This is a genomic window from Veillonella sp. T34266-5, from assembly GCF_002959815.1.
GTDB classification, from domain to species: domain Bacteria; phylum Bacillota; class Negativicutes; order Veillonellales; family Veillonellaceae; genus Veillonella; species Veillonella atypica.
In genome coordinates, this window is record NZ_PPCZ01000005.1 from 117,626 (window position 1) to 142,565 (window position 24,940).

Annotated in this window: 23 protein-coding genes; 21 read left to right on the forward strand and 2 right to left on the reverse strand. The window is 34.6% G+C overall.

The window, feature by feature from the left end; all coding sequences use genetic code 11:
* Positions 1 to 64: 64 nt before the first annotated feature.
* Positions 65 to 1,420 carry an MATE family efflux transporter gene (locus VIHSUH07_RS03405; protein ID WP_105083907.1) on the reverse strand — a complete coding sequence of 452 codons (1,356 nt, stop codon included), beginning with the start codon at positions 1,418 to 1,420 and terminating at the stop codon, positions 65 to 67.
* A gap of 193 nt (positions 1,421 to 1,613) precedes the next feature.
* Here VIHSUH07_RS03405 and VIHSUH07_RS03410 point away from each other — a divergent pair, with 193 nt between their 5' ends.
* The 20 genes from VIHSUH07_RS03410 to VIHSUH07_RS03510 all read left to right on the forward strand — a co-directional run bounded on the left by VIHSUH07_RS03410 (position 1,614) and on the right by VIHSUH07_RS03510 (position 22,783).
* Positions 1,614 to 2,273, forward strand: coding sequence for a TerC family protein (locus tag VIHSUH07_RS03410; RefSeq protein WP_105083908.1), 660 nt, complete (start codon positions 1,614 to 1,616; stop codon positions 2,271 to 2,273).
* Positions 2,274 to 2,434: 161 nt separating this feature from the next.
* Positions 2,435 to 3,103 carry a TerC family protein gene (locus VIHSUH07_RS03415; protein WP_105083909.1) on the forward strand — a complete coding sequence of 223 codons (669 nt, stop codon included), beginning with the start codon at positions 2,435 to 2,437 and terminating at the stop codon, positions 3,101 to 3,103.
* Positions 3,103 to 4,566, forward strand: a complete 1,464-nt coding sequence (gene rlmD, locus VIHSUH07_RS03420; RefSeq protein ID WP_105083910.1) for a 23S rRNA (uracil(1939)-C(5))-methyltransferase RlmD — start codon at positions 3,103 to 3,105, stop codon at positions 4,564 to 4,566. Before VIHSUH07_RS03415 ends, rlmD begins: the two co-directional genes overlap by 1 nt.
* A gap of 147 nt (positions 4,567 to 4,713) precedes the next feature.
* Entirely contained in the window at positions 4,714 to 5,364 is a 651-nt protein-coding gene (locus VIHSUH07_RS03425; protein ID WP_105083911.1) for a DUF4304 domain-containing protein, read from the forward strand.
* A gap of 187 nt (positions 5,365 to 5,551) precedes the next feature.
* Positions 5,552 to 6,016 (forward strand): IS200/IS605 family transposase, encoded by a 465-nt coding sequence (tnpA, locus tag VIHSUH07_RS03430; protein WP_005375295.1) that lies wholly within the window; start codon positions 5,552 to 5,554, stop codon positions 6,014 to 6,016.
* A gap of 462 nt (positions 6,017 to 6,478) precedes the next feature.
* Positions 6,479 to 8,062 (forward strand): YadA-like family protein, encoded by a 1,584-nt coding sequence (locus VIHSUH07_RS03435; protein WP_105083912.1) that lies wholly within the window; start codon positions 6,479 to 6,481, stop codon positions 8,060 to 8,062.
* Between the two features lie 389 nt (positions 8,063 to 8,451).
* The gene (locus tag VIHSUH07_RS03440; RefSeq protein ID WP_158251385.1) at positions 8,452 to 10,755 is read left to right on the forward strand and encodes an AAA family ATPase; all 2,304 of its coding nucleotides are present in this window, start codon (positions 8,452 to 8,454) and stop codon (positions 10,753 to 10,755) included.
* 2 nt (positions 10,756 to 10,757) lie between these two features.
* A complete protein-coding gene (locus tag VIHSUH07_RS03445) occupies positions 10,758 to 12,215 on the forward strand; it encodes an LlaJI family restriction endonuclease (RefSeq protein ID WP_199176829.1) in 1,458 nt (485 codons plus the stop codon).
* Positions 12,216 to 12,350: 135 nt separating this feature from the next.
* A complete protein-coding gene (locus VIHSUH07_RS03450) occupies positions 12,351 to 13,622 on the forward strand; it encodes a hypothetical protein (protein ID WP_105083915.1) in 1,272 nt (423 codons plus the stop codon).
* Positions 13,623 to 13,716: 94 nt separating this feature from the next.
* Positions 13,717 to 14,514, forward strand: coding sequence for an ADP-ribosylglycohydrolase family protein (locus VIHSUH07_RS03455; protein ID WP_105083916.1), 798 nt, complete (start codon positions 13,717 to 13,719; stop codon positions 14,512 to 14,514).
* A 26-nt stretch (positions 14,515 to 14,540) separates the two neighbouring features.
* A complete protein-coding gene (locus VIHSUH07_RS03460) occupies positions 14,541 to 15,602 on the forward strand; it encodes an ankyrin repeat domain-containing protein (protein ID WP_105083917.1) in 1,062 nt (353 codons plus the stop codon).
* Positions 15,603 to 15,630: 28 nt separating this feature from the next.
* A complete protein-coding gene (locus VIHSUH07_RS03465; RefSeq protein WP_105083918.1) occupies positions 15,631 to 16,050 on the forward strand; it encodes a bacteriocin in 420 nt (139 codons plus the stop codon).
* Positions 16,043 to 16,402, forward strand: a complete 360-nt coding sequence (locus VIHSUH07_RS03470; RefSeq protein WP_105083919.1) for a hypothetical protein — start codon at positions 16,043 to 16,045, stop codon at positions 16,400 to 16,402. The genes VIHSUH07_RS03465 and VIHSUH07_RS03470 overlap by 8 nt, the downstream gene beginning before the upstream one ends.
* Before the next feature lie 47 nt (positions 16,403 to 16,449).
* Positions 16,450 to 16,920, forward strand: a complete 471-nt coding sequence (locus tag VIHSUH07_RS03475) for a glycosyl transferase family 4 (protein ID WP_105083920.1) — start codon at positions 16,450 to 16,452, stop codon at positions 16,918 to 16,920.
* A gap of 30 nt (positions 16,921 to 16,950) precedes the next feature.
* Entirely contained in the window at positions 16,951 to 18,465 is a 1,515-nt protein-coding gene (locus VIHSUH07_RS03480) for an SMI1/KNR4 family protein (RefSeq protein WP_105083921.1), read from the forward strand.
* Positions 18,466 to 18,521: 56 nt separating this feature from the next.
* Positions 18,522 to 19,544, forward strand: a complete 1,023-nt coding sequence (locus VIHSUH07_RS03485; RefSeq protein ID WP_105083922.1) for a DMP19 family protein — start codon at positions 18,522 to 18,524, stop codon at positions 19,542 to 19,544.
* A gap of 61 nt (positions 19,545 to 19,605) precedes the next feature.
* Positions 19,606 to 20,091, forward strand: coding sequence for a prolyl-tRNA synthetase associated domain-containing protein (locus VIHSUH07_RS03490; protein WP_105083923.1), 486 nt, complete (start codon positions 19,606 to 19,608; stop codon positions 20,089 to 20,091).
* Between the two features lie 432 nt (positions 20,092 to 20,523).
* The gene (locus VIHSUH07_RS03500) at positions 20,524 to 21,291 is read left to right on the forward strand and encodes an antibiotic biosynthesis monooxygenase family protein (protein WP_105083924.1); all 768 of its coding nucleotides are present in this window, start codon (positions 20,524 to 20,526) and stop codon (positions 21,289 to 21,291) included.
* Between the two features lie 109 nt (positions 21,292 to 21,400).
* Entirely contained in the window at positions 21,401 to 22,183 is a 783-nt protein-coding gene (locus VIHSUH07_RS03505; RefSeq protein ID WP_105083925.1) for a protein-ADP-ribose hydrolase, read from the forward strand.
* 102 nt (positions 22,184 to 22,285) lie between these two features.
* Positions 22,286 to 22,783: a methylated-DNA--[protein]-cysteine S-methyltransferase gene (locus VIHSUH07_RS03510; RefSeq protein ID WP_105083926.1), complete on the forward strand. Its 498-nt coding sequence runs from the start codon at positions 22,286 to 22,288 to the stop codon at positions 22,781 to 22,783.
* Positions 22,784 to 22,911: 128 nt separating this feature from the next.
* Here the strand turns inward: VIHSUH07_RS03510 and VIHSUH07_RS03515 are convergent, their stop codons facing one another.
* Positions 22,912 to 23,577 carry a fumarylacetoacetate hydrolase family protein gene (locus VIHSUH07_RS03515; RefSeq protein ID WP_105083927.1) on the reverse strand — a complete coding sequence of 222 codons (666 nt, stop codon included), beginning with the start codon at positions 23,575 to 23,577 and terminating at the stop codon, positions 22,912 to 22,914.
* Positions 23,578 to 23,727: 150 nt separating this feature from the next.
* Here VIHSUH07_RS03515 and VIHSUH07_RS03520 point away from each other — a divergent pair, with 150 nt between their 5' ends.
* A complete protein-coding gene (locus VIHSUH07_RS03520) occupies positions 23,728 to 24,933 on the forward strand; it encodes a hypothetical protein (protein WP_105083928.1) in 1,206 nt (401 codons plus the stop codon).
* Positions 24,934 to 24,940: the final 7 nt, after the last annotated feature.

Below are 24,940 nucleotides of genomic sequence, written 5' to 3' on the forward strand. Positions count from 1 at the left end.
AGTTAATACCTTATACTAGAAAAGCAGCACTGCTGAGTATGACTCGCAGTGCTGCTTTTGTGCGTTATGCTTTTATAGGTACTTGTTTGTGTTGAATATACCATGTTCGAATGGTGAATAGTATGCCTGCTACAATTACGCTAGCTAATAGGCCTATCCATACACCGAATGGGCCGTAATTTGGGTTGTTAGCAAGAATGTATGCGATAGGGAAGCAAACGCCCCAATAGGAAATAAGCGAGATATAGAATACGATCTTTACATCCTTGTAGCCACGTAGAATACCTTGTAACGGTGTACCGATGGCATCGACGGCAGAAAAGAAAACGCCATATCCAAGGAATCCATAAATAAGATTATATACCTCTTCATCATTTGTAAATAATGCGGATATGCTTTCCATATGGGTGAATGTGAAAGCACAAATTAAAACTGCAATGACAATGGCTAAAACGCGAGAAATGTAAGAGTACTGAATGGCTTCCTTATGTCGCTCAGCACCAACTTCATAGCCTACAGCAATGGTGGATGCCATGGCGATACTAAGTGGTAAGCAATAGAAGACGTTGGTAAAGGAAATGACCGATTGGTGAGCCGCTACAACAGCAGATCCAAAGTGTACCATCAATAGACCGGCAATACTGAAAATGCTGGCTTCGAAAAAGATGGAGGAACCGATTGGCAAGCCGATTTGCAATTGCTCACGTATGTATTGCCATTTTGGGCCTACCCAATCTTTATAGATACGATATCCTTTTAATTTAGGATGGAAGAGTACCATCGCACTAAATAGAATAAAGTTTGTCCAACAGGCTCCGGCAATGCCATAACCCGCACCTACACCGCCGATTTCAGGCAATCTGAAGTGACCAAATATCAGTGAGTAGTTTAAGAATACATTCACTACAAAACTCGTTACTACAATGGCCATAGAATAGTGAGTCAACCCGTGGGAATCAACGGTGTTACGCAATGTATTAACCCATAACAGAGGGAATAGGCCAAGTGCGAAAGCTTTCAAATAATTGATACAAACAGCCGTAGCAGCAGGTTCTAAGTTAAGGAAATTTAGTAATGGTACTAATCCGAAAACACCGAGTAATAATATAATAAGTGCTAGGGTTGTTGCAATATAAAACCCTTGGTAGACGATGGTAGGTATACTATCCGTTTTCTTGGCCCCTAATAGCTGTGCAATGATCGGGGTGATACCCATTAGGGTCCCTTGTGCAAAGATATAGAATAATAACCATAGGTTGTACCCTGTTGCAACCCCGGCTAAATCAATTGTACTATATTGTCCTGTTAAGAAGATGGCGATAAATGTGCCCCCTACAAGAGAAAATTGGGTGATGCACATAGGAGTAAATAATTTAATGAACAACCATAATTTTTGTAGTATAGAATATGTTTGATACATAATGACCTCCTAAATTGATGATATATTTTAACATAGTCTATCTATTATGGCTAGGTGTATTAAAAACTATAGAATATAGTTGTATATATGAGTATTCGTATTAGGAATAGATGTGCCCATTACAGTATTGTACAAGGTAGATTCTCTTTAGTATAATAAGTATATTAAATATTTTCGTTATAGGAGGTACGAATTGGACATTGTATCTGTTCAAGGTTTGTTGGCAATGTTACAAATCATTGTCATCGATATTCTGTTGGCCGGCGATAATGCCATTGTAATTGGCATGGCTGCACGAAATTTACCGGCTCATTTACAAAAGAAAGCAATTTTTTGGGGCACAGCAGGTGCTATCATTTTACGTCTCGTTATGGCATTCCTCTTCGTTGAGGCTTTAAATACAATTCCAGCGCTTCGTTTGGTAGGTGGTATCCTTTTATTATGGATTGGGTACAAGCTCGTTGCTGATGATGACAGTGAGCATAATATCGAGGCCAAGGATAGTTTGCGAGCTGCAATCATGACGATTGTCATTGCTGACGGTATCATGGGTATTGATAATGTAATCGGTGTAGTAGGCGCTGCAGGTGGCCACATGACAATGGTTGCTATTGGTATGCTTATTACGGTGCCTATCATCGTGTATGGTAGTACATTATTTGTGAAAGTCATCGAGCGTTTCCCAATTATTCTCTACGTTGGTGGTGGTATCCTAGGATGGGTCGGCGCTGGCATGAGCGTAGAAGACACATTGATTGCTCATACAGTTGAACCATATGCACTGTATATTAAAATAGCTACCGTTATCCTCGTAGTAGGCGCATCTTTAGTAGCAAAACAGCTTAAAAAATAATTGGAATGTATAATATCTCTTCTCTTTTTTACAGGAGGAGAGATATTTTTTTGCAGTAGATTATGAACGATATTAAAGCATTTGTTTTAGATGAGAAAATACATAAAATATGGTATAGTTAAGGGATAGTTATAGAATTAATTATAGTTGAGGTACGTATAATGGAATTTTTAGAAGCGGCCACGTGGGTTACGATTGGCAAAATTATATTGATAGATATTTTATTAGCCGGAGATAATGCTGTAGTTATCGGTATGGCAGCCGGTAAATTAGCACCAGAACTTCAAAAGAAAGCCGTTATATGGGGGACGGTAGGTGCTATTTTAATGCGTCTTATCTTTGCTACCGTTTTGGTAGAAGCATTAACCTTGATTCCTCTCGTTCATTTAGGTGGTGGACTTGTGCTCGTATGGATTGCCATTCAGCTTTTAAAAGGCGATGACGAAGAGGCTCATATTGAAGCTAAAAATTCCTTAATGGGTGCTATCTGGACGATTATTGTGGCTGATGCCATGATGAGTATCGACAATGTTATCGGTGTTGTAGGCGCTGCAAAAGGTCATTTAGAACTTGTTATCGTAGGGATGTTGATTACGGTACCTATCATCGTATTCTGCTCTACATTATTTGCTCGTATTATCCACAAATTCCCAGCTATTCTTTGGGCTGGTGGTGCCCTACTTGGATGGGTTGCCGGTGAAATGATCGTAGAAGATCCACTTCTTTTGCCATACATTCAAGGTGAAGAATTACTCGTTAAATTTGGTGCAGTATTCTTTGTACTCATCGTGACTGGTATCATTAAAATTTGGAAGAAAAGAGACGCGTAATGAACGGTACAGGTCGTACATCTCGTAAACATAAATCTAAAGGTAGACAACAACATACAGGTGGAAAACTTTCTAAAAAACAACAGGCCATTCTAAATGCGCCTGTTAAACTTGGCGAGGAGGTTTTGGTAACCATTCACGGTATTGGCAGTAGTGGAGAAGGTGTAGGTCGCGTAGATGATTTTACTGTCTTTGTTCCCTTTGCCTTGCCTGGAGAAACGGTGAAAGTATCTATTAATATGGTGAAAAAGACCTATGCTACAGGCAAGTTAATAGATATTGTAACACCAGCTTCTAATCGTATAGAGCCTACCTGTAACTTATATGGTGTATGCGGTGGGTGCCAATTGCAACATATTACCTACGAAGGGCAGCTTTCACTAAAAACACAAAAGGTGAAAGACGTTATAGAACGCATCGGTCACCAAAATCCTAACCTTGTAAAACCAGCATTAGGACCAAAAGAACCTTGGTCGTATCGTAACAAGATGCAAATGCCTGTCGGTGGTACTAGAGGCGACATTAAGATGGGATTCTATGCAATGGGGTCTCACGATATTGTACAGGGGACGAATTGCCCTATCCAAGATGATGGAAATAATCGTATAGCCCAAACTTGTTATGACATCGCTAAAGAACTTGATGTTGAGCCATACGATGAACATACAGGCAAAGGTGTATTACGCCATGTAATCGGTCGTATTGGACAATCTGGCTGGATGGTTATTCTCGTAACCGCTACTGATTATCTACCACAGCAAGAAGAATGGGTTAAGAGCATAACCAATTGTATACCACAAGTGGAAACCATCGTTCATAATGTAAATAGTAAACGTACCAATGTTATTTTAGGTCCTACTAATCATGTTATCTATGGAGATGGTACAATCACTGACCATATTAAGGACCTACGATTTAATGTATCACCACATTCATTCTTCCAAGTGAATCCAGAACAAACTACAGTACTTTACGATCAAGCATTAGCTTATGCTGATTTAAAAGGTGATGAAACCGTTATTGATGCGTACTGTGGTACGGGTACTATTTCATTGTTTTTGGCTCATAAGGCAAAACATGTTATCGGTATAGAAATCGTAGAACCAGCTATTATTAATGCCCGTGAAAATGCACGCAATAATGGCTATGACAATACTGAATTCATCGTCGCTGATGCGGCTGTTGAAATGCCAAAACTCTATAAAGCCGGCGTACGACCAGACGTCATCATATTCGATCCAATCCGCGCAGGCTGTAAAGAAGAAGTACTAACATCCGCAGCTGGCATGGAACCAAAACGCATTGTCTACGTATCCTGCAACCCAGCAACCATGGCACGAGATATTGAAATCCTCATACACTACGGCTATGAACTCAAAGAAGTACAACCAGTAGATATGTTTCCAATGACAGCGCATGTTGAGGCAGTGGCTTTGCTTACTAGGAACGAAGTGACGCAGTAAGCATTAGCACTGCCCATGCGATAGGCGTCCAAGAACACGAGGAGAAACGAAGTGTGATTGGAAACGCCGAACCGCTGAGGCAGTGGCTTTGCTTACTAGGAACGAAGTGACGCAGTAAGTAATTATTAGAGGAGTGCTTTTACAATCTTGAAACCTAGAGAGTTATGTGAAAAAGCTTGGCAGGAGATAGCAAGTAAATTTCCTGATTTTAAGGTAGTTAGTAAAGGTCAGAAGTTAAAGAAAACCTCTAAGAATAAAGACCTTATCTTTGAAATCTACTTTCAAGCTAATAGAAATAACTATGCAGATAGCGTAGAGTTTGTTCCACATATTGCCATTTATTCTAAATCTATGAAAAAAGCTAATATTCATAACGGGTTTGTATATGGAGGAGAATTAGGTCGTTTGTTAAATAGAACGGAATGGCATTGGTATCAACTAGCAGGTGCTAGCTATCAATATACTGTAGATGAAGTTAGCAAGCTATGTAAGGAATATATAATACCGTTATTTGAAGATTTTGAAGATACAGAACATAATATTGAAAAACTTATAGAGGGAGATATAAACGATCATAATCTGCTGTATTATATTTATTATTACGGTGGAAAAGATAAAGCTCAACAATATTTTAATAAAATAATTAAAAATTCTGAGTTAAGAAGTATGTATATTGATTTTTATAATCAGTTGAAAGAAATGCCTAAAGAAAATATTTCATTAGATGTGAGTGAATTTTATGGATCCACTATGATTAAATTTGCATATATAAATGGAATAATAATTGAAGAGGAATAATAAATAAGCCCATCGCATATCACTATGCGATGGGCTTTTCTCTGTTGTGCGCCGAATAGGCATGACTAAACCCCCAGTTAAACTGGGGGTCGGTAAAAAATTCTTAGAGAAAAGGAAAGAACCTCCTAGTGGTAAAATAAAGTTGGTCTGGCAACCACAACATTTCAACATAGGAGGTTCAATGTCAATGAATGACGTAAAAAGCTTATCACATAGTAAATGGAGATGTAAATATCATATTGTTTTTGCACCAAAGTATAGAAGACAAATAATTTATGGTCGGATAAAAGCTGATGTAGGTAAAATTTTAAGAGATTTATGTAATAGAAAAAATGTAGAGATTATAGAGGCAGAATGCTGTCCGGATCATATTCATATGCTAGTAACTATTCCACCACATTTAAGTGTATCAAGTTTTATGGGATATTTAAAAAGCAAAAGTAGCCTCATGATATTCGATAAACACGCAAATTTAAAATATAAGTATGGAAATAGACATTTCTGGTGTAGAGGATATTATGTGGATACGGTAGGACGATATGAAGGAGCGATAAAAGAGTATATTCGCAATCAACTACAAGAGGATATAGCGCAAGATACATTAAACTTTAAAGAATACACCGACCCGTTTACGGGTGAGCCAGTAAAATAGGCAAAATAAAAGCCCCCGAGTAGGGGGCAGCCAGTGGTAATAGAGTGGTTGTCAGATCATTCAATGCCCTCTTTAGAGGGCCACCACTAGAGAAAGACCCTTATAGGGTCAGAGCAAACCACCCGTTCTACGGGTGGTTATGATTTCTAGACTTATTATCATGGAAAATACAATTACATATTGTCTTTAGTATGTATTATCTTCTTACACTAATAAAATAAATTAAAATAAATAATAGTATAGCATTGGAAAAATAAAACGTTATGAATAGAAGTTATATGAGTATAAGTAATGCTAATTATATAAAAAACGAAAATGATTTATAATTTATTTATATTATGGCCTTTTTCTGAATAAAAATTATTTAGAAAGGGATCTGTGTATGGTGTATATCAAGAAAGGAGTCAATTTTGTAAGTATTTTTGGTAAGTAGTTTTGTATATTCATAGAGGGAGAAGAGAAATGAATAAAGTACAAATGATGTTAACTGGTAAGATAAATTCCCATAAATGTAATCCTAAGAACGTAAAGCGCCTTAGTACCGCAGTAACTGCTTGTGCATTTGCATTAACATTAGGGACGGTTATGGTATTAAGCACATCTAGTGCAAATGCAGCTGGTCAAGTAATTGGTGGTTATACGACTGGTAATCAAGCATTAGGTGATGGTAGTGTTGTTGTCAGTGGTGGTAAGGATAAGGAGCCTAATTTAGCCGAAGGGGAAAATAGTGTTGTCCTTGGTGGTACAAAGAATGCAGCAGAAGGTTCATATACTTCCATCGTTGGTGGCTTTCAAAATACAGTTCATGAAGAGATTAAAAATGGTGCCATCCTTGGTGGTACAAAAAATCAAATTGAAGCAGTAGGAACCTTAGTAGGCAATTATGCAACTATCAGTGGTGGGGAAGATAATATTGCGTATGGTGAGTCCTCATCTATTTCAGGCGGTAATTCTAATGGTACGTATGGATTGCATAGTTCCATAGCCGGTGGTCGTGGTAATAATGCAGCTGGTGAAATTGGTTCTGTTATAGGCGGTTCTCAAAACAATGCAGATGGTAAAGGGAGTACGCTTGCAGGCGGTTTAGGAAATACTGGTGTTGGTATGTGGTCATCCGTATTTGGGGGCAGTAAAAATGAAGCCGTAGGTACTGGAGCATCTATCCTTGGCGGTGGCGGCCGTGAATTTACAGGTCGTAAATTTGTAACCCATAAAAATATTGCAAATGGTGAATATAGTACAATCGTTGGATCTCGTGATGGTATGACGGTGGGAAATGGTAGTACAGTTATTGGTGGTTCTAATGGTATGACACTTGGTCTTGCTTCTACCTCTATAGGAGGTGGTTTTACAGGTGCTAAGGCAGAAAATAGTTTGGCATTAGGCCATAAGGCAGGTACTATTGTTAAATATGGCACTGCTATCGGTTATGAAAGCGTAGCTACAGAAGAAGGCACAATTGCGTTTGGTCATGATGCTGGTGATGTTTCTGGTTATACAGTAAAATATCCAGATAAAGAAATCACCACACACTTAGGTTATAAAAAAACTGTGCCAGATTATGATAAAGAGCCTACAGTAACACCTACTACATATTCAGATGCTAAATATAATCGTTTGGTGAAAGTAGCTGATGGCGTAGATGCACATGATGCGGCAACAGTAGGTCAATTGGAAAATGCTATTAGCCAAGTGCAATCTGCTGGTACAAATTTAGAAACTACAGTGAATAAAGCTACTGCATCTAGTTATGCACTAGCTGCATTACAACCAAACTTCTCAGAAGGTGAAACCGGATTGGGTGTAGCTGTTGGTTTTGGTCATTACCATGGAAAAACAGCTACTGCATTAGGTGCTTACTACCGTCCAAACCGCAATATACAATTTAATGTAGGTACTGTGGTTGGCAATGGTAACCAAGGCTTTAACGGTGGACTTAGCTTTAAGGTAGGATCTGAATCTAAATCAAATACAACATCCACTGATGAAAGAATCACTGAATTAGAAAAACGTATTCAAGAATTAGAGCAAGGTAAAAATAATTAGAAATAAATAAGATAAGACGAAGACATCTATATAGTTTTTATCAAGTTGCAGGGGAAATTTTTAATCTGTATAGCACTAACTATGCAAATGGTTAGTGCTTATTTACTTATGCAGATGCACCGTTTTATTGTTCAAAACGCTTGTAATACAATACCTTTAAATTATATTAAAAAAACTAATCATCAATTATGGTTTAGTATAGTTATTTAATATACACTCTAGCTTATATATGTAATATAATTAGATTAATAAATATCATATTGAATTAATATACTAAGATAAACTTACAGGGGTTAATTTACAATTACATAGCTAACACATGGGGAAAATATTGTTATTTCGTTAGGTTTAAAATGTATTTAATGAATAATGGGAGTGAAAAGAAGATTATGAATGAATATCAAAGAGCAGTTGAGATTCTTAAAGATTATGTTGAATCTGAAGGTGCTGAATTATTTTCTTCAGATAATTTAAAAAGGGAATTAGATGCATTTAAAGATGTCTTTTCTCCAGAAAAGTTAGAATCATTAGACGATACAAATTTGTTATCTACTATATTCTATTCATTAGGTGATAATAAAAATACCTTATGCTATTGGCTTGAAATGAATGGTGATTGTAGAGAAAATTTTGGTAGTATCGCAGGTGGATCTGCTTATAAATTTGGTTTATTTCAAAGTCAAAAATCTGGAAATTGGACAACTGGATATTCACAAAAACCAGTAGAGCTATCAGTAGAAAATGCGGTAAAGCTTGGTAAAGAAATTCGTGATGCACTAGTAAAAGGGATTAATATAATACGTGATACAAAATTAGAAACGGTTCAAGATTATGAAAGATTGGATGATAAATTAAAAACTGATGTTGGAGAAAAATATTATGAATTAGGGTGGGTACATAAATATTTTTCTATGATTTGTAATGATAAATTAAGCGGATTTCATACTTCCGATTGGCAAAAGCATGTACTTAGAGCTTTAAAAATTAAACCAAGTGAAAAAACATATGGTCGAAGTGGTCAGATTTCAATAATACAAAATTTGGCTGGATGGTATTATAAGCAATTTTTAGATATATTCAGAAACCGTTTTGGTGAGGTGCGTCAATTTATTCGTTTGGGCTGTTCAGATTCAACAAAAAATTATGTAAGTGAATGGCATGAACAGGGTGTCGTTGGATTTGGATATCCTAAAATAGGCGATTTGACGCAAAAAACTTTAAAAAAAGATATAGATAAAGTTGTTATTCAACGAGAGCTTGAAGAAAGTTATAATTTTTCAGATAAGAAAGTTGCATCTAGAAGAGCAGGGGAACTATTTAGATTTTATAAAAGTGATAATAATACAGTATTTGTTATCATGGAAGGCGAGAAGTTAATAGCATGTGTTGATGAAATAGGAGCATATTCATTTAATTCATCGTCAGAGATGCCACATCAGAAGAAAGCGAATTGGAAATTGGTCTTTGATGATGGGGAAAAATTGCCGGAAAAGACTGAAGGTTTGCGTACAATTTGTTATCCTTTTCATAAACCTGATAATCTATTATTTTTATATAATCGATATTACTATGGTAAAGAAAAAAGTGAGCTTATGAAAGAGACGGATAAAAATAATATTAATCACGAAAAGGCTATTAATTTTTATACTAAAGATCAATCATCTTTTGAACGAAATCGTATAATATTTGGAGCGCCAGGTACAGGCAAGAGTTTTAACTTAAATAAGGATGCTAAAGAATTGCTGAAAGATGATTATGACGACAATTTAGAGCGTATAACTTTTCATCCGGATTACTCATATGCTAATTTTGTAGGAACGTATAAGCCTGTTCCTGTTAAAAATGATGGTAAGGATTCAATTACTTATGCTTATGTTCCAGGACCTTTTATGCGTATTTATGTGGAGGCTTTAAGGAATAGTCGTACGGATAGAGTCAAACCGTTTTTATTATTAATAGAAGAGATTAATCGTGCGAATGTAGCAGCTGTTTTTGGAGATATTTTTCAGCTATTAGATAGAGATTCTAATAATGTAAGTGAATATCCGATTCATGCCTCTGAAGACATAAAAAATTATTTAGCATGTGAGCTTGGAGGAAAACCTGCAGATTATTGTAGGTTAAGAATCCCAGATAATATGTTTATATGGGCGTCCATGAATAGTGCCGATCAAGGTGTATTTCCTATGGACACGGCGTTTAAAAGACGATGGAGCTTTCAGTATTTAGGTATAGATGATGGGGATAAGGATGTTAGTGGAAAGTATGTATATCTTGGTGGTAAAGAAAAGCAAAAGATAGAGTGGAATCAACTCCGTAAAGCAATAAATGAGTTTCTTGCAAATGAAAATATTAATGAGGATAAACAGCTAGGTCCTTATTTCATTTCTAAACATTGCTTAATATCAGATAATAATGAATTTGATAGTGATAAATTTTGTGAAGTATTTAAAAATAAAGTACTTATGTATTTATTTGAAGATGCTGCTAGACAAAAAAGATCAAAGCTTTTTGCAAACAGTAAATATGGACATACTAGATACTCAAAAATATGTGAAGCTTTTGATGAACAAGGTGTAGAAATTTTCCATAAAGATATTCAAGCTAATATTAATATTAAAAGAATTGATCCAGTATCGGCTGAATCAGATAATAGTGATTTATTACAAACGGACAATCAGGAGCGAGACTGATTATGATTTCTGTATATTTAAGAGAGCAGAAACGATATACACAAAAAGAGCTTCTCAAAATATTTGTTTGTTCTGAAGAGAAGTTAGACTTAATTTTTAGTAAGTTAAAAGAATTTGGAATATTGAAAATAGTGAGGAAATCAAGCTCACAACTTAATATGTCTAATCTTGTAGATGAGTATATAGAAATTGTTCCTGTAGAAGCTATTTGTAAAGATTGTTATTATGTATTTATTTTTGTTGGTATTTTAATAGTAGCTGGACGAATTCTCAAATGTTATCCTAAGTATCTATGTAGTGTTGATAATCCGATAAAGGAATTACGAGTTGTTTGTAAAGTTATAGAGAAGTATAGTTCAAAAGAACAAATCATATATATGTTAAATGATTATACGGGGAATAGCTCTTTTAATTTATTAGCAGTCCTATTGTTCCTTATGCATGATTATTTTGAAAATGGTATCTATAATAATTCAAAAAATATACTTGAAGTTAATGGTTCGGGAGAAGTTTTATGGGATAAAACTATAAATGAAACTTTTTCAATATTTTCAAATAATAGACCATATTATATTGAGATGCAGACAAAGAAAAGGGTTAATGATGATTTTGATTATTTTAAACGTCTTCATGAGTGTATTTTGACACTCATATCAAAAGAGTTGATGGAGGCAGATCTCCTATCATTATTCGAACTTACTCCAATTGATTTAACTGATGAATATTTATATGAGTTTGGCGATAGGGAATATATATTATATAGAATTGAAAATGAGTTAAATATAGAGTTTAATACTAGGAAGCAATTAGTATTAAAAGGAATTTATGCATATATTAAGCATGGCGGACAGTTAGACTACAGAGATGGAATTTCTTCTTTTGGAACTAATTCTTTTAATCTAGTATGGGAATGTGTTTGTAGTGAAATTTTGAATAATCAATTAGATATTCCCTTAGGACAATTAAGATTACCCGTTCCGTTAAATAAAGAGTATAATTCACAAACTAAATTGATTAATTTAATAGAGAAACCATTCTGGTCAATATTTGAAAAAGAAGCTAAAGAGACGCTTATTCCTGATTTGATTACAATATTTAAGAATCAATTTTATATTTTTGATGCAAAATACTATACTCCCAATTTGAAACATGGAGAATCACCTAAAGGACAACCCGGTATTGAATCAATTTCTAAACAATATCTTTATCAATTAGCATATAAAAAATTTATTGATACGCATGGTTTTGAAGGAGTTAAGAATTGCTTTTTACTTCCAACTGAAGATGATACTATTATATGTTTAGGAGAAGTATCTATGAAAATGTTTTCAAATTTAGGACTAGAAAACATAAAAGTTAGATGTATTCCTGCAAACATTGCATATGATTATTATCTTTTAGGAAAAAAACTAGATATAAATATGCTCAAATTAAATAATAAAGATTGTTATAATCGTTGACGGATATGATAAAAGTAGTATGTTGAAAGTTAATTATTTGAGAAAATCAAATAGAGATAAAATAACTTTTTATCAAATCTGTTGTATCTGTTTGTGAAATTAATAAAGTATAAAATTATAGGGGGATTACAATAAATGGGGTATGAAATAATTGGTGTATGTATAATATTGATAGTAATAGGTGTTGTATTCTATTTAAAAAATAAAGTATATATGGTTAATTCGGAGGATATTATTAGTACATCAGATAGTGATAGCTTAAATGAAATTGAAACTAAATATGAGTTTGCTATTCATATGGAAATGATTCCTGTAGAGGCTATTCCAGATAAGAATGAACTTGTTGAAATTAAGGATAAAAAGTTGCTTTCACGTATAAATAATCTTCTTCCGGAAATGGCAAAGGCTAGAACTGCTGTACACAATACTGTACAGACTGCAAAGTCTAATGGTGAAGTATTATATAGAGCTATTCTTCCAGCAGGCACTAAGTTGACAGATTCAAAATCTATGGAAGGTGCTGTTCGTGGTATTTATCGTGGAACTAATAGTATCAAAGGACATGCAAACTTTGTAGCTGTTGAAGTTGAAAAAAGTACAAAAACTCTTGCTAATACAGCGGCAGCAGCGATGGGGGTTGCATCAATGGTAGTCGGTCAGTATTATATGACTCAAATTAATGATGAACTAGGTAAAATTAGCGATGGAATATCTCAAATTAATGATTTTTTAAATAATGAATATAAAAGTAATATACATTCACTGCTAGTACAGGTGAAAAAAATAGCTGATTTTCAGATAGAAATTTTAGAAAATGATGAACTTCGTTTGTTAAATATCAATCATCTTAAAGATTTGGAAACTAAATGTACCCAGCTTCTTGCACAAGCTAATTTTACTTTAGAAGGATATGCAAAGAAAAATGATTTAAATTATGAAGGTTATGAGAAAGCATTAAAAAACGTACAGAGTTGGTTTATGTATCAAAAATTGCTAATGGATATTTTATGTAGAATTTCTGATTTAGAATATGCTTTGAATTTTGGGGGAGCTTCAAGAGAAATGTGTAGTGTAGTATTAACTCAATATTTGAAAGAGGTATTAAAGGTACGATCAGAAGTTTCGTCTTGGCATGAAGAAGCCGCTAAACGATTAGGAATAGAACTGGATGAATCCCGTAGAAAACGGTCTGGTGTTGACGGTGTAATTTATTTTATTCCTGGGTTATTTAACGATGATTTTAACTATAGAGAGATGAATGAAGAAACAGAAGAGATGATTGCTAAACAGAAGATAGGGTATAATAACAAATTTAAAAGCGATAGCTCTGAATTATATTTGGATGATGTACAACTTATATCAAAAGATGGTAAAATTTATTATTTGCCGATGAATAAAGTTGTCTAAAAATGATGATATTAATAGCGGAACATTTATGTATATAGTTAATACGATAAAATTATCTAAAAAATAAATTCGAGAAATTCAGGGAGGAATTAACATGTTAGGAGCAATCATTGGAGATATAGTTGGTTCACGATTCGAATTTAATAATATTAGACGGAAGGACTTTGATTTCTTTACAGATCAATGTGTGTTAACTGATGATAGTATCATGACACTTGCTGTAGCAAAAGCAATTCTTATGAGTCAACCGGATTATAAAAATCTTTCACAGAATGCAGTAGAATGTATGCAGACGATTGGAAGATGTTATCCAGGTTATGGATATGGTGATCGGTTCTATAGATGGATTTTTGCAGAGAATCCAAAGCCATATAATAGTTATGGTAACGGTTCTGCTATGAGAATTAGTGCTGCTGGATTTGCTGCACAGAGTTTGGACGAAGCAAAGCTTCTTTCAAAATTAGTTACAGAAGTGACTCATAACCATCCTGAAGGTATGAAGGGGGCTGAAGCAACTGCAGTTGCCGTATACTTAGCTAAAACTGGTAAAGATATACTCGAAATCAGAAATTATATTAATCAGCATTACTACACCATGGATTTCACATTGGATGAAATCAGAGATACCTATAGATTCAATGAAAGCTGTCAAGGAACAGTTCCACAAGCATTGCAAGCCTTTTTTGAATCCACTGATTTTGAAGATGCTATTCGCAATGCTATCTCAATAGGTGGTGACAGTGATACTGTTGCTGCAATTTGTGGTGGTGTAGCTCAGGCCTATTATGGTGTTCCAAATGCTATTAGAAAACAGGCCATATCGTTTTTAGATACTAAACTGCTAGGTATATTGACTGCCTTTGAAAAAAAGTTTATACAAGTTGTGGTATAAGTAAATATTATATAGGAGAGAGGGATATGATACATCTTAAGGACTTAGGCAGTTTTGAATCTGTGCCAGATTTAGTGACAGATATTATAAATGGAAATATAACCGCTCTTGAAAGCGCATTAAAAGCTGGTTGGGAGATAGATAAGCCTATACAAATTGGTAAGTATAGTGAGTATACACCTTTACAATTAGCGTTAGTGATGGAATGTTTGCCAAGTGTGAAATGGTTAGTTGAACATGGTGTGGATCTAAATGATGAAGAAAATCCAGGTTTCTTGTTAGCTGTACGTTATGGAAATAAAGAAATTATTGATTATATGGTGGCTCATGGTACTAATATTCACGCCTTGAACTCTGTGGATGTAGATGCTTTTCAAGCTGCTACTTATGGGAAAAAATATGAGAACTTACAAATTATTCATGACTTAGGCCATACAGTACAGAAATATGGTGGTAAAGCTTTCAGAAATGCCATTACAGACAAAAATTATGAGGTTCTAGATTTTTTTATTTATAATGGTGTAGATATTAATTACAACAAGCCTGATTCTGTGTATCCTTTTAAGCCAACTCCATTGTGCGTAGCAGCCCGGTATGTGGATTTACAGATGTGTAAATACTTGGTAGAACATGGCGCGGATGTGACTATCACGGAAAAGGATGGTATGCGTCCCTATAGTATTGCCGTTGAAAAGGGCGATATGGAGATGGCAGAGTACTTTAAAACATTAGAGCCACCGGAGTTTCATGATATACAGAATAAAATAAATCAATTAAAACCATTTAAACTACCAAAAGCATTAGTATCATTTTTAGAGGGAGATACTCTCTATTTTGAATTGCCAGACTCTGATTTTATATCTATAGAGTTCTTACCTCTCATCGATACGGTTCCATTTAAAATGGGGCGTCGTAAACTATTACGACTATCTAAAGAACTAGGCGAGTATAACGACTGGCAAATTGTATGGGATCCTAAGTCTAAAAAGATTGGTTGTTATGATACAGAACACCAAGAACTACGAGAACTATGCAAGTTTGATGAGTTTATGGCAGATATATCAGGTCATTTAGAAACCTTATTCTAATGTATATCGTAAAGGAGAGGCGATACATATGATAGATACCTTTGAGAAAACATATACAGATTGGTCAATTGATGTGGGTGAGTACAAATATGAAGGTATAACTTTGAAAGAAGTAGAGCAAAATCTGTATTCGATTCAAGATAACGATATAGATTTTCTAATTGTTTCACCACCAAAAGCTATTTCAGTAGGTACTAAGCTATATAACTTCGTACAAGTTTGTAGTGACCAACATACAGAATTATTACATATCGAGATAAGTGTAACCAATGATGGTGAGCATGGAGCCATCATATATGGTAAAAATGAGCTAGGACATCAAGAGGCACTCCAGATTATAGAAGAATTTATTGCACATCATAAGGTGCCAGAATTAGATGACTGGGACATCGTGTTAGATTTAAGGCCTAAGATGGAAAGCTATGTAAAGGAATCTGAAAATGAATAATCATGTAATATATGATGAACAGTTAAGACAATACACTGTTTCCTATGAAGGTATACAATTTTGCTGGGATGAGGTTCCAACAGATGCTAATGTAGAGACTGCAAAATTATTAGCTGTTAATTACCATAAGAATATAGATGCAATTGTAACTTTCATTTATAACGAAATACGAGATTGGTATGGTGATGTCACTATTGATGACGTGAAAACACGGATAGGTATGCCTATTATTGAACCAGACCGAGATGCTGTGACCTATTGTGAGCAAACATTTGATGATACCCATATCTTTTCTTTTACATTTTGGGATGATGAATTCAAAGATTTACATTATTTTGCCATAGATGGATGATATATTTTCCATGATTTTGCTAGTATGACTTATATGCGGAGCCTATTATGCTATATACACCGAATAACATTTTGTATAAGTACATTCGTTACCGATTTAGACGGATTCAGATTCAATGTAATATGTTATATGATATAGCACCGGAGGAAGAAGATGAGATATATCGTAACCTATTAAAGAAGCGAGCGAAGATATTAATTCCCGTTGGCATATTATATTTCTTGATTTTTGGGATTATCTTTGCTTGGTTAGTAGGAACCAGTGAGGAACTAAATCCGTTAATGAAATGGGAATTAAGGGTAATATACAATGTTATACCCATTTTAAATACCGTAGAGATTAAGTGGTATGCCTACTCTTTAGATCTATTGCGGGCAGCAGTCATATTAATGCCTCTAGCGATTATAAATTCATTTCCTTATATAATTATTGCCTATATTGTAGATACTATATTGATACGACGAGAGGTGAAAGCTTTAATAAAAAAATATTCCATTAATGACATAAAATGTGATTAGATTATATCCATTTGGCTAGGAGAGAGTATTATGAATAATCTAAAAGACTTTGATTGGACCGAATTTTGGAACGATGTTGATTATGCATTTGAATCCTATATAGGTAAACCTGTTACCGATGAGGATATTAAGGATGCTGAAGCTGAGCTAGGCTATACATTGCCGGCAGCATATATTGAGCTACTTAAAAATCATAATGGTGGTGTAGTAAAGAAGAATTGTTTTATTAATGATGATGACGATTGTGTATACGTAACAGGTATATATGGCATCGATAGAGATAAAAAATACTCTCTTTTAGGTGAGATGGGTAATGAATTTTGGATTTCGAAAGTAAAGTATCCACCTATCGGTATCGTTGTAGCCGATACGATTTCCGGCGGTCATGATATGATTTTCCTCGATTATCGTGAGTGTGGTCCTACCGGTGAGCCTAAGATTGTACGGGTAGATCAAGAATGTGATTACTCAATTACTCTATTAGCAGATAATTTTGGTGACTTTATTAAGAACTTATATATCAGTATAGAAGAGATTACAGACGAAGAGTTTCAATCGTTAAGTGATGAGGAAAAGGTTAAGCTCCTTAATGAACAAGAGGGCATCGATAGTAAGCGTGCTATGGAGTTGTTAACGAATATAGGCATCGATAATTTGTCTCCTATACTATTAAGCACCTTAGGACGTATGTATAACAATAATGGCCGCGCAACAGAGGCTATCGAGTTGTTTGAACGAATCGATGAGGCACATCGCGATTGGTCTTGGTACTATCGTTGTGGTTATGCTCATGGGATGTTAGCTATTGGTGAAAGCTACGAATCTGAACATGTGCAGAAAGCATTACAGTTAATAGAGACGGGCATAAAAGTGACGAAAGAAGCTCACTTAGATAAACAGCTTGTTTGGTGCTGTGAAGTGGTAAAATATCACCTATCTAAAATTAAGCCAAAAGAGTACAAGGTGGATTATCCTTTGGTATATGAAACTATTAAGACTGTGTTTGATAAGAAAAATAGTAAAGATACTACAGAAGGTAAAGCTACTGGAGACATTAATGAATGCGAAGAAGATAACTATCCTACATATGATGTAGTACATTGGGTATTTAATAAGCAAACATATAGCAGAGAAGAGTTTTCCAAAGAATACAATGAAAATGTAAAGAAATACGTAGATGATGATCAAGTAGATGACGACGATAGATTAGAAGAACCTGAAATTCTAGTAACCTATGAAGCTTGGATTGAAAGTGAAGACCAACTTTTTGATAATGAACGTGTTACCGATGAAGAATTGCTGGAAGAAGATAAAGAAGATGGCATGTGGCAGGTAGAAATTATAGCTCATCTTGTGGCGGATAATGGTACATATTTTACTAGAGAAGAATTGCTCTTTAAATTGCACAATTTGATGGCTAATAAAGAATTAGGCGATCACGTATTCTTTGAAGGTATTGAATACGAAGGCCATGAATGTGAAGGTTACGGTCTCATAGATAACGAAGACGGTATACCAGTATTCTATATTATTTGTGGTAGCTAGTTTCTAGATAATGTTAACAAAAAGACTATATGTGTAATATGACAGGATGTGACATAATGGCATTAACGGTTGAACAATTTAAAGCACTTTCTGATGCGGAGCAATTACAAACCATAAAAGATCTTAATGATACGGGAAATGTTGAAACTATTATTGATGTGTTAACTGATGTGGGCATAGAAAATTTATCTGTACCTCTATTAGGTGAGCTTGGTCGAGCTTATAACAATAATAGCAATGAAAAAGAGGCTATTAAGGTATTAGAATCTATTGATGAAGCGTATCGTGATGCGGTGTGGTATTATCGCTGTGCCTATGCGTATGGAGCCATTGCTTTGGATAATAGTGACGGGTACACATCGGATACTATGCAACAGATGTTAAGGTTAGTAGATCAAGGTGTACGTTTAGCTACGAAAGCTAAACTAGATGATATAAAATCGTACTGTTTTGAAGTCATTGATATGTGCTATTCGCAAATGGATTTTGAAAGATGTGAAGCTGATTATCCTGAATTGTGTTCTGCTTATAATGAATATGTAGCAAAGAAAAAGAAGAAACGTAAAGGTGTACCTCGTCATCGCACCATTACTGTTGAGGAAATCATGGCTACAGACGATGTATGGACCATTAATGAACCCATGTATTGGACCATCAATATATATGGATCTTATGATGATTATATAGAATCTGCAAAAGGCTTTACCGTAGAGCAACGCTATCTTAATGCTATATCTTGGTATTTCGCAGAGGTTAATAATGGTGGTCATCACCAATTCTTCTATAACTCTACCGGTATTGTATGGGAAGATGCTCTAGAAGGTTTGCGACTCTTCAAAATGGATATACTAGCGGATAATTTACAATCCGTCATCGATTACTTTGGTGGTTCCGTTCCATTTGATAGGGAAGAGCGATGGAACATTCTAAAAGATTGGGACAATGAGGATGAATTGTTTGATTTCCTCGATAAAAAAGATGATGTAGTATATGAATATGATGGAATCTATGAAGACACATTCGTACATGCACATCCTGAATTATTTGTATTTGATGGGACCTATAAAGTTCCAGAATAAATGTAGTGATATAGCATATAAGTGCTACTTTCATTAACAATATATGTATTAGAGGTATTACATGTTAGATAAACAAGGCGTATATGATTGTTTGCGTGACCATCATATCGATTTTGAAGTTACGGATCACGCACCGCTATTTAGTATGGACGATAAACCTGATGTAGAACTGCCATATCCAGAATGGGATGCGAAGAATTTATTTATCCGTGACCATAAGAGGGAGCATTACTATTTAATTACTGTACGCGGTTCAAAGCGTGTAGATTTAAAACAATTCCGTAAGGACCACAATCTTAAAAAAATTTCCTTTGGTTCTGAAGAAGAGCTTTGGGATATACTAAAGATTAAACCCGGCCACGTATCTCCATTCTGCTTACTAAATGATAAAGAACTCAGAGTGCATTATTATATTGATGCGGATTATAAGGATAATCTTATTGGTATACATCCCAATCAAAATGATGCGACCGTGTGGTTACAAGGAAGAGACCTTGTTAAACTTATAGAGGAGCATGGTACAACAATAGAATATATAACAATATAAATTTAAAGTCGATTTATAATCTTTAGTTGTTTGTCAAGCTAAATTTAGTTCTGTATTATAGAGATAGAAGTAGGCCACTGACCGATATGTGGGGTATAAATAGTCGGGTTGAAAGTATTACCGCTGACCAATATTGCGGTATATAAATGGTTGGGTTGATAAGAAAGTCCTTCGCTACAAGCGGAGGGCTTTTTGTATCCTTTATCAAGTCAAATTCAAAAGTATAGGGAGATAATTAAGAAAAAAGAGCTTAAATTTAAACGTTGTGATACACTTTATATAGCAAAACTTGATGATGGTAAAGAAAGTGTATTTTTAATTCAAGATATGTTCCAAAGTTTATGCCAACACAACCTAATATTATTCGTATATATAAATTATTAAAAGATAGAATAAATAATGATGATTAATTAAGTTTAATGAGGTATTACCATGAATTTGAAGATTTTTAAACATATAATACTTACCTTTGCTATTTCCGCTTTAGGCGTTAGCACATCGTTTGCAGCATTCACATTTGATAAACAAGAACAGGTAGATACAGCCCCTATTGTAGGTTTGTATCGTTTCCAAGTACCAAACGAATTACAAGGTGCATATAATACTGCAGGTATTCAGAATTTAACAGCCTCTATGGCTAACGAGCCTAATACTTTATCTATGAATGTGGCTCATGTAAAAGGTAATCCCTCTGAATCATACGTAGTGGAGGTATATAAAGATACGGCTGCATTAGAAACACATCGCAAATCTGAGCATTTCCAAAACTATATTAACGAGGTTGGTTCTAAACTGATAAATCGTAAATTGTATGATGTACAGCCTTTGTTATTGATTGAAAAACCAGATGCGTTATCTTTGATTAATGATGGTCAATCTGTTGTGACCTTAACAGAGTTTACAGTAGACGGTAATGAGGTTGATACAGTACAAAAACAATATCAATTAGATATTGACCGTGCTGTTCGTGATGATGCGGGCTATAAGGCCGGTTACGTATTGCGTGAAAGAAACAATAAAACTCACTGGTATGTAATTCAAATTTATAGCGATGAGGTCGCTTTCAATAAACATGTAAATAGCCCAGGCTATCGTTTTATGATGAGCCAAATTCAAAGTAGTTTACAAGGTGTTACTACTAAAGTGTTGCAAGGAGATATCCTTGTAAATCATGGCGGTCAATCTTTTATAAGACCATAGTCTTTGATATACTATAACCAGTAAAGTTACTGCTAGCATATAATTATGTGCTAGCAGTTTTTTTGTTATATAATAAGTTAAAGTCTTTATAGACCATAAGGAGTTACATATGACACAGCAAGAACGTTTAATTTATCTTGTAAAAGGATTAGTAGAAGAATATACAGAGAAATATAAAGACGAATACATTGAAATCCCTAATGATGAAGCAGAACAGTTTACACTGTTTAGGTCTCTTTGTAATATTCGCCCTGCAGGATCTATGCCAGTAGAGTGGATGAAGGTACAAGATGAGTATTTAAATGAATTGGCTCATGAAAAAGGCATTGTAACGCTTAGTGATATGGAAGAGCGGGAATCTCAGATATATTTGTGGCAAGGTGATATTACGCGTTTAGCAGTAAAGGCTATAGTTAATGCCGCTAATAATCAGTTGCTCGGTTGTTTTGCACCTAATCACAAATGTATTGATAATGCCATTCATACCTTTGCTGGGATTGAGCTGCGCATGGCCTGTGCTCGTATGATTGAATATATGGATATGCCTGAAAAGACAGGTGTAGCTCGAATGACTTATGGTTATAATTTACCTGCCAGTCATGTTATCCATACGGTTGGACCTATTATTTATGATACTGTTACAGAGTTAGAACAAGAACAATTGGCATCGTGCTATCGATCTTGCTTGGAGTTAGCCAATGCTTATAGTTTGAAGTCCATTGCATTTTGCTGTATTTCTACAGGTGAGTTTAGATTTCCCAATGAATTGGCTGCCAGAATTGCAATCGATACGGTGCGTACCTATTTAAAAGAAACTAATAGTAAAATACAAGTGGTATTTAATGTTTTTAAGGATATAGATTATGATATCTACAACAAATTATTGGGATAGGTAATATATTCCTTTTGAAATTCATAAAAATACTGTATCATTTAATGATGATATTAAAAAAGTTTTGAATGATTTGTTAGCTTAAGAAGGAGTTATTGTACTATGAATTATAAATACACCTATGAAAGTCCGTTAGGAACGATGATAATGCTTGGTACATTAACGTATTTAACAGATTTATTTTTCGTTGATGAAGCTCATGCACCTAGTTATGATGATACAGAGTATATTGAACAAAAAACGGGCCCTTTTGAAGTGACCATTATGTGGCTAGATCAATATTTTAAAGGACAAAAACCGTTTATTACGCCACCGATACAACTAGAAGGAACTGAGTTCCGTAAATCTGTATGGTCTATATTACAAACTATCCCTTATGGTAAGACCATAACTTATGGTGAAATAGGTAAGCAGATTGCTGAAAAACAAGGCAAAGAAACATTTTCTGCTCAAGCTGTAGGAGGTGCTGTAGGACATAATCCTATATCTATCATTGTTCCGTGCCATCGCGTTATCGGTAGTAATGGTAAATTGACAGGATATGCGGGTGGTATTGAACGTAAGAAATATATGCTCGATCTTGAGGCGGAACATAAATAGTACATATTAGATTGTAAAATCATAATTAAATAGATTTATAGAAAAGAAGAAAGAGATTACTCATGATGGATAGACATATCATAGGTAATCTCTTTTGGTATATATAGGTTATTTATTTGTGCAGGAAATTATTTAAATTGATTTTCTAATGTACCAATACCACTAATCGATATAGATACAGTATCACCAGATTTTAGCCAACTATATTTAGATTCATTTTTACCGAGTACAACGCCACTAGGTGTACCAGTAAAGATGATGTCACCTTCTTGTAGTGTAATATACTGAGATACAAATTCGATAATCGCATCCGGCTTAAACAGCATTTGCTGTAATTGGGCTTGTTGACGAACCTCTCCATTGACTGTTGTTGTAATGGTAGCATTGTCAAAATCAAATTCGTCAGGTGAAACGATAATAGGGCCAATAGGAGCAAAGTTATCTAGCGATTTGCCGAGAATCCATTGAGAGCCTCTAAATTGTAAAGCGCGAGCTGATACGTCATTACCTATGGTATATCCTAAGATATGTTCTTTTGCTTGTTCACGAGATATATTTTTACCTGCTTTACCAATGATGATAACTAGCTCACCTTCGTAATCATAATGAAAGGATTCATCTTCGATGGTAATTGTATCTTGATGACCTGCAAGCGCATTTGTAGTTTTCATAAAGATTTCTGGAAAATCATGTGTAGCAAGACTGGTTTCCGCAATATGGTCCGCATAATTGAGACCTATACAGATGATGTTTTTAAGATTTGGGATTAGATTATGTTTAGTAGATTCTTTCATGAGCGATACCTCCTTACACATTGGGATATTAAGTTTATTATAATATAAATTGGTATGTAAAGAATAATTTTGACAAAATAATTATATAGAGGCATTTTTATCACATCCTATTTGATATACTTTTAAAAAGTAATAAAAGGAGGAGTTCCTATGTATATGCATAGAAATGTGACAGATAAATTTATAGGTTCCGTAGCGTCTTGTGACATTATAAGTACTGGTAGTTGGTATGGTAATTTACCAGATGGCGTTCCAAAGGAAGTGAAATTAAATCGTAAAGATTACTATATTGAAGAGAGACAACATATTTCTATTAAAGAAGCTATTAGTGTTACCTATGGCATTAAATGGGAGCATATCTCGAAACCTGTAGAGGGGAAAATAGAATCCTTAACAACTAAGGAGTACTCAATTGACGAATCTAAAAAACAATATCTATTAGAGCTTATGGGGCGTAGATTTTCCGATGATATTGACCTATATGATGAGGATGAGTGTACTGTCCAAGTGCAGCTCATCAACACTGAGGATCAGGAATTTATATATGAATTTCCTTTTGATAATACCCTGAGGGCCATGTCTATACTATTCAGACAAATCCTAGGTATGCCTACATTACTTTTATTTGATGGAAATCGAGAAAAAGATAGAATTCAAGAAATTCATATTGAAGTGCAAAAAAATATATACCAAGAATATGGTGACGTAAATACATTGAATTTTAATTGGAATGAGCCGTCTATTTCCATTGATTGTAATAGTAAACAATTGGGTCACTCTAGCCATAGTCATAGCGAGTATGTAGATAATCAAATGATTCATCAATTGAAGCAAGATATTGACTTTCACATTGGCGAAATGCTATATAGTCTAGATTCCTTTAGTCTTAGTGAAAGTCATGACCTTGATAGAGACCCTGCTCGTGGTGGTATAGTAACAGTACGTATTAGATGGGCGCATAAAGAAGATACATTGTTTATAGGGAATGTAACTGATCAGTATGTACCCACTTGGTATAAAAATCTAATTAATTTTATACATGCTCATACAAGAGATACATCTTTACAAGAGTTTTTACAATCAAATCATACATCTGATAGAAGGATTTATACGTATTGTTTAGTATATATTTTTAAGATAAACCAAGAATTTTATTATCGTACAGATAGAAATGATATATATGAAGGGGATATTGTAAAAGTTCCGTTTGGATCCGATAATGCGGTTCGTACTGGTCGTGTAGAATCTATTTCATATCATACGCGTTACGACGTACCTTATGATTTGAAACGAACTAAATTTATTATAGATAAACTTCTGTCCTCTATAGAATATGTTGAAATAACTTGCTCATAGTGTTAAG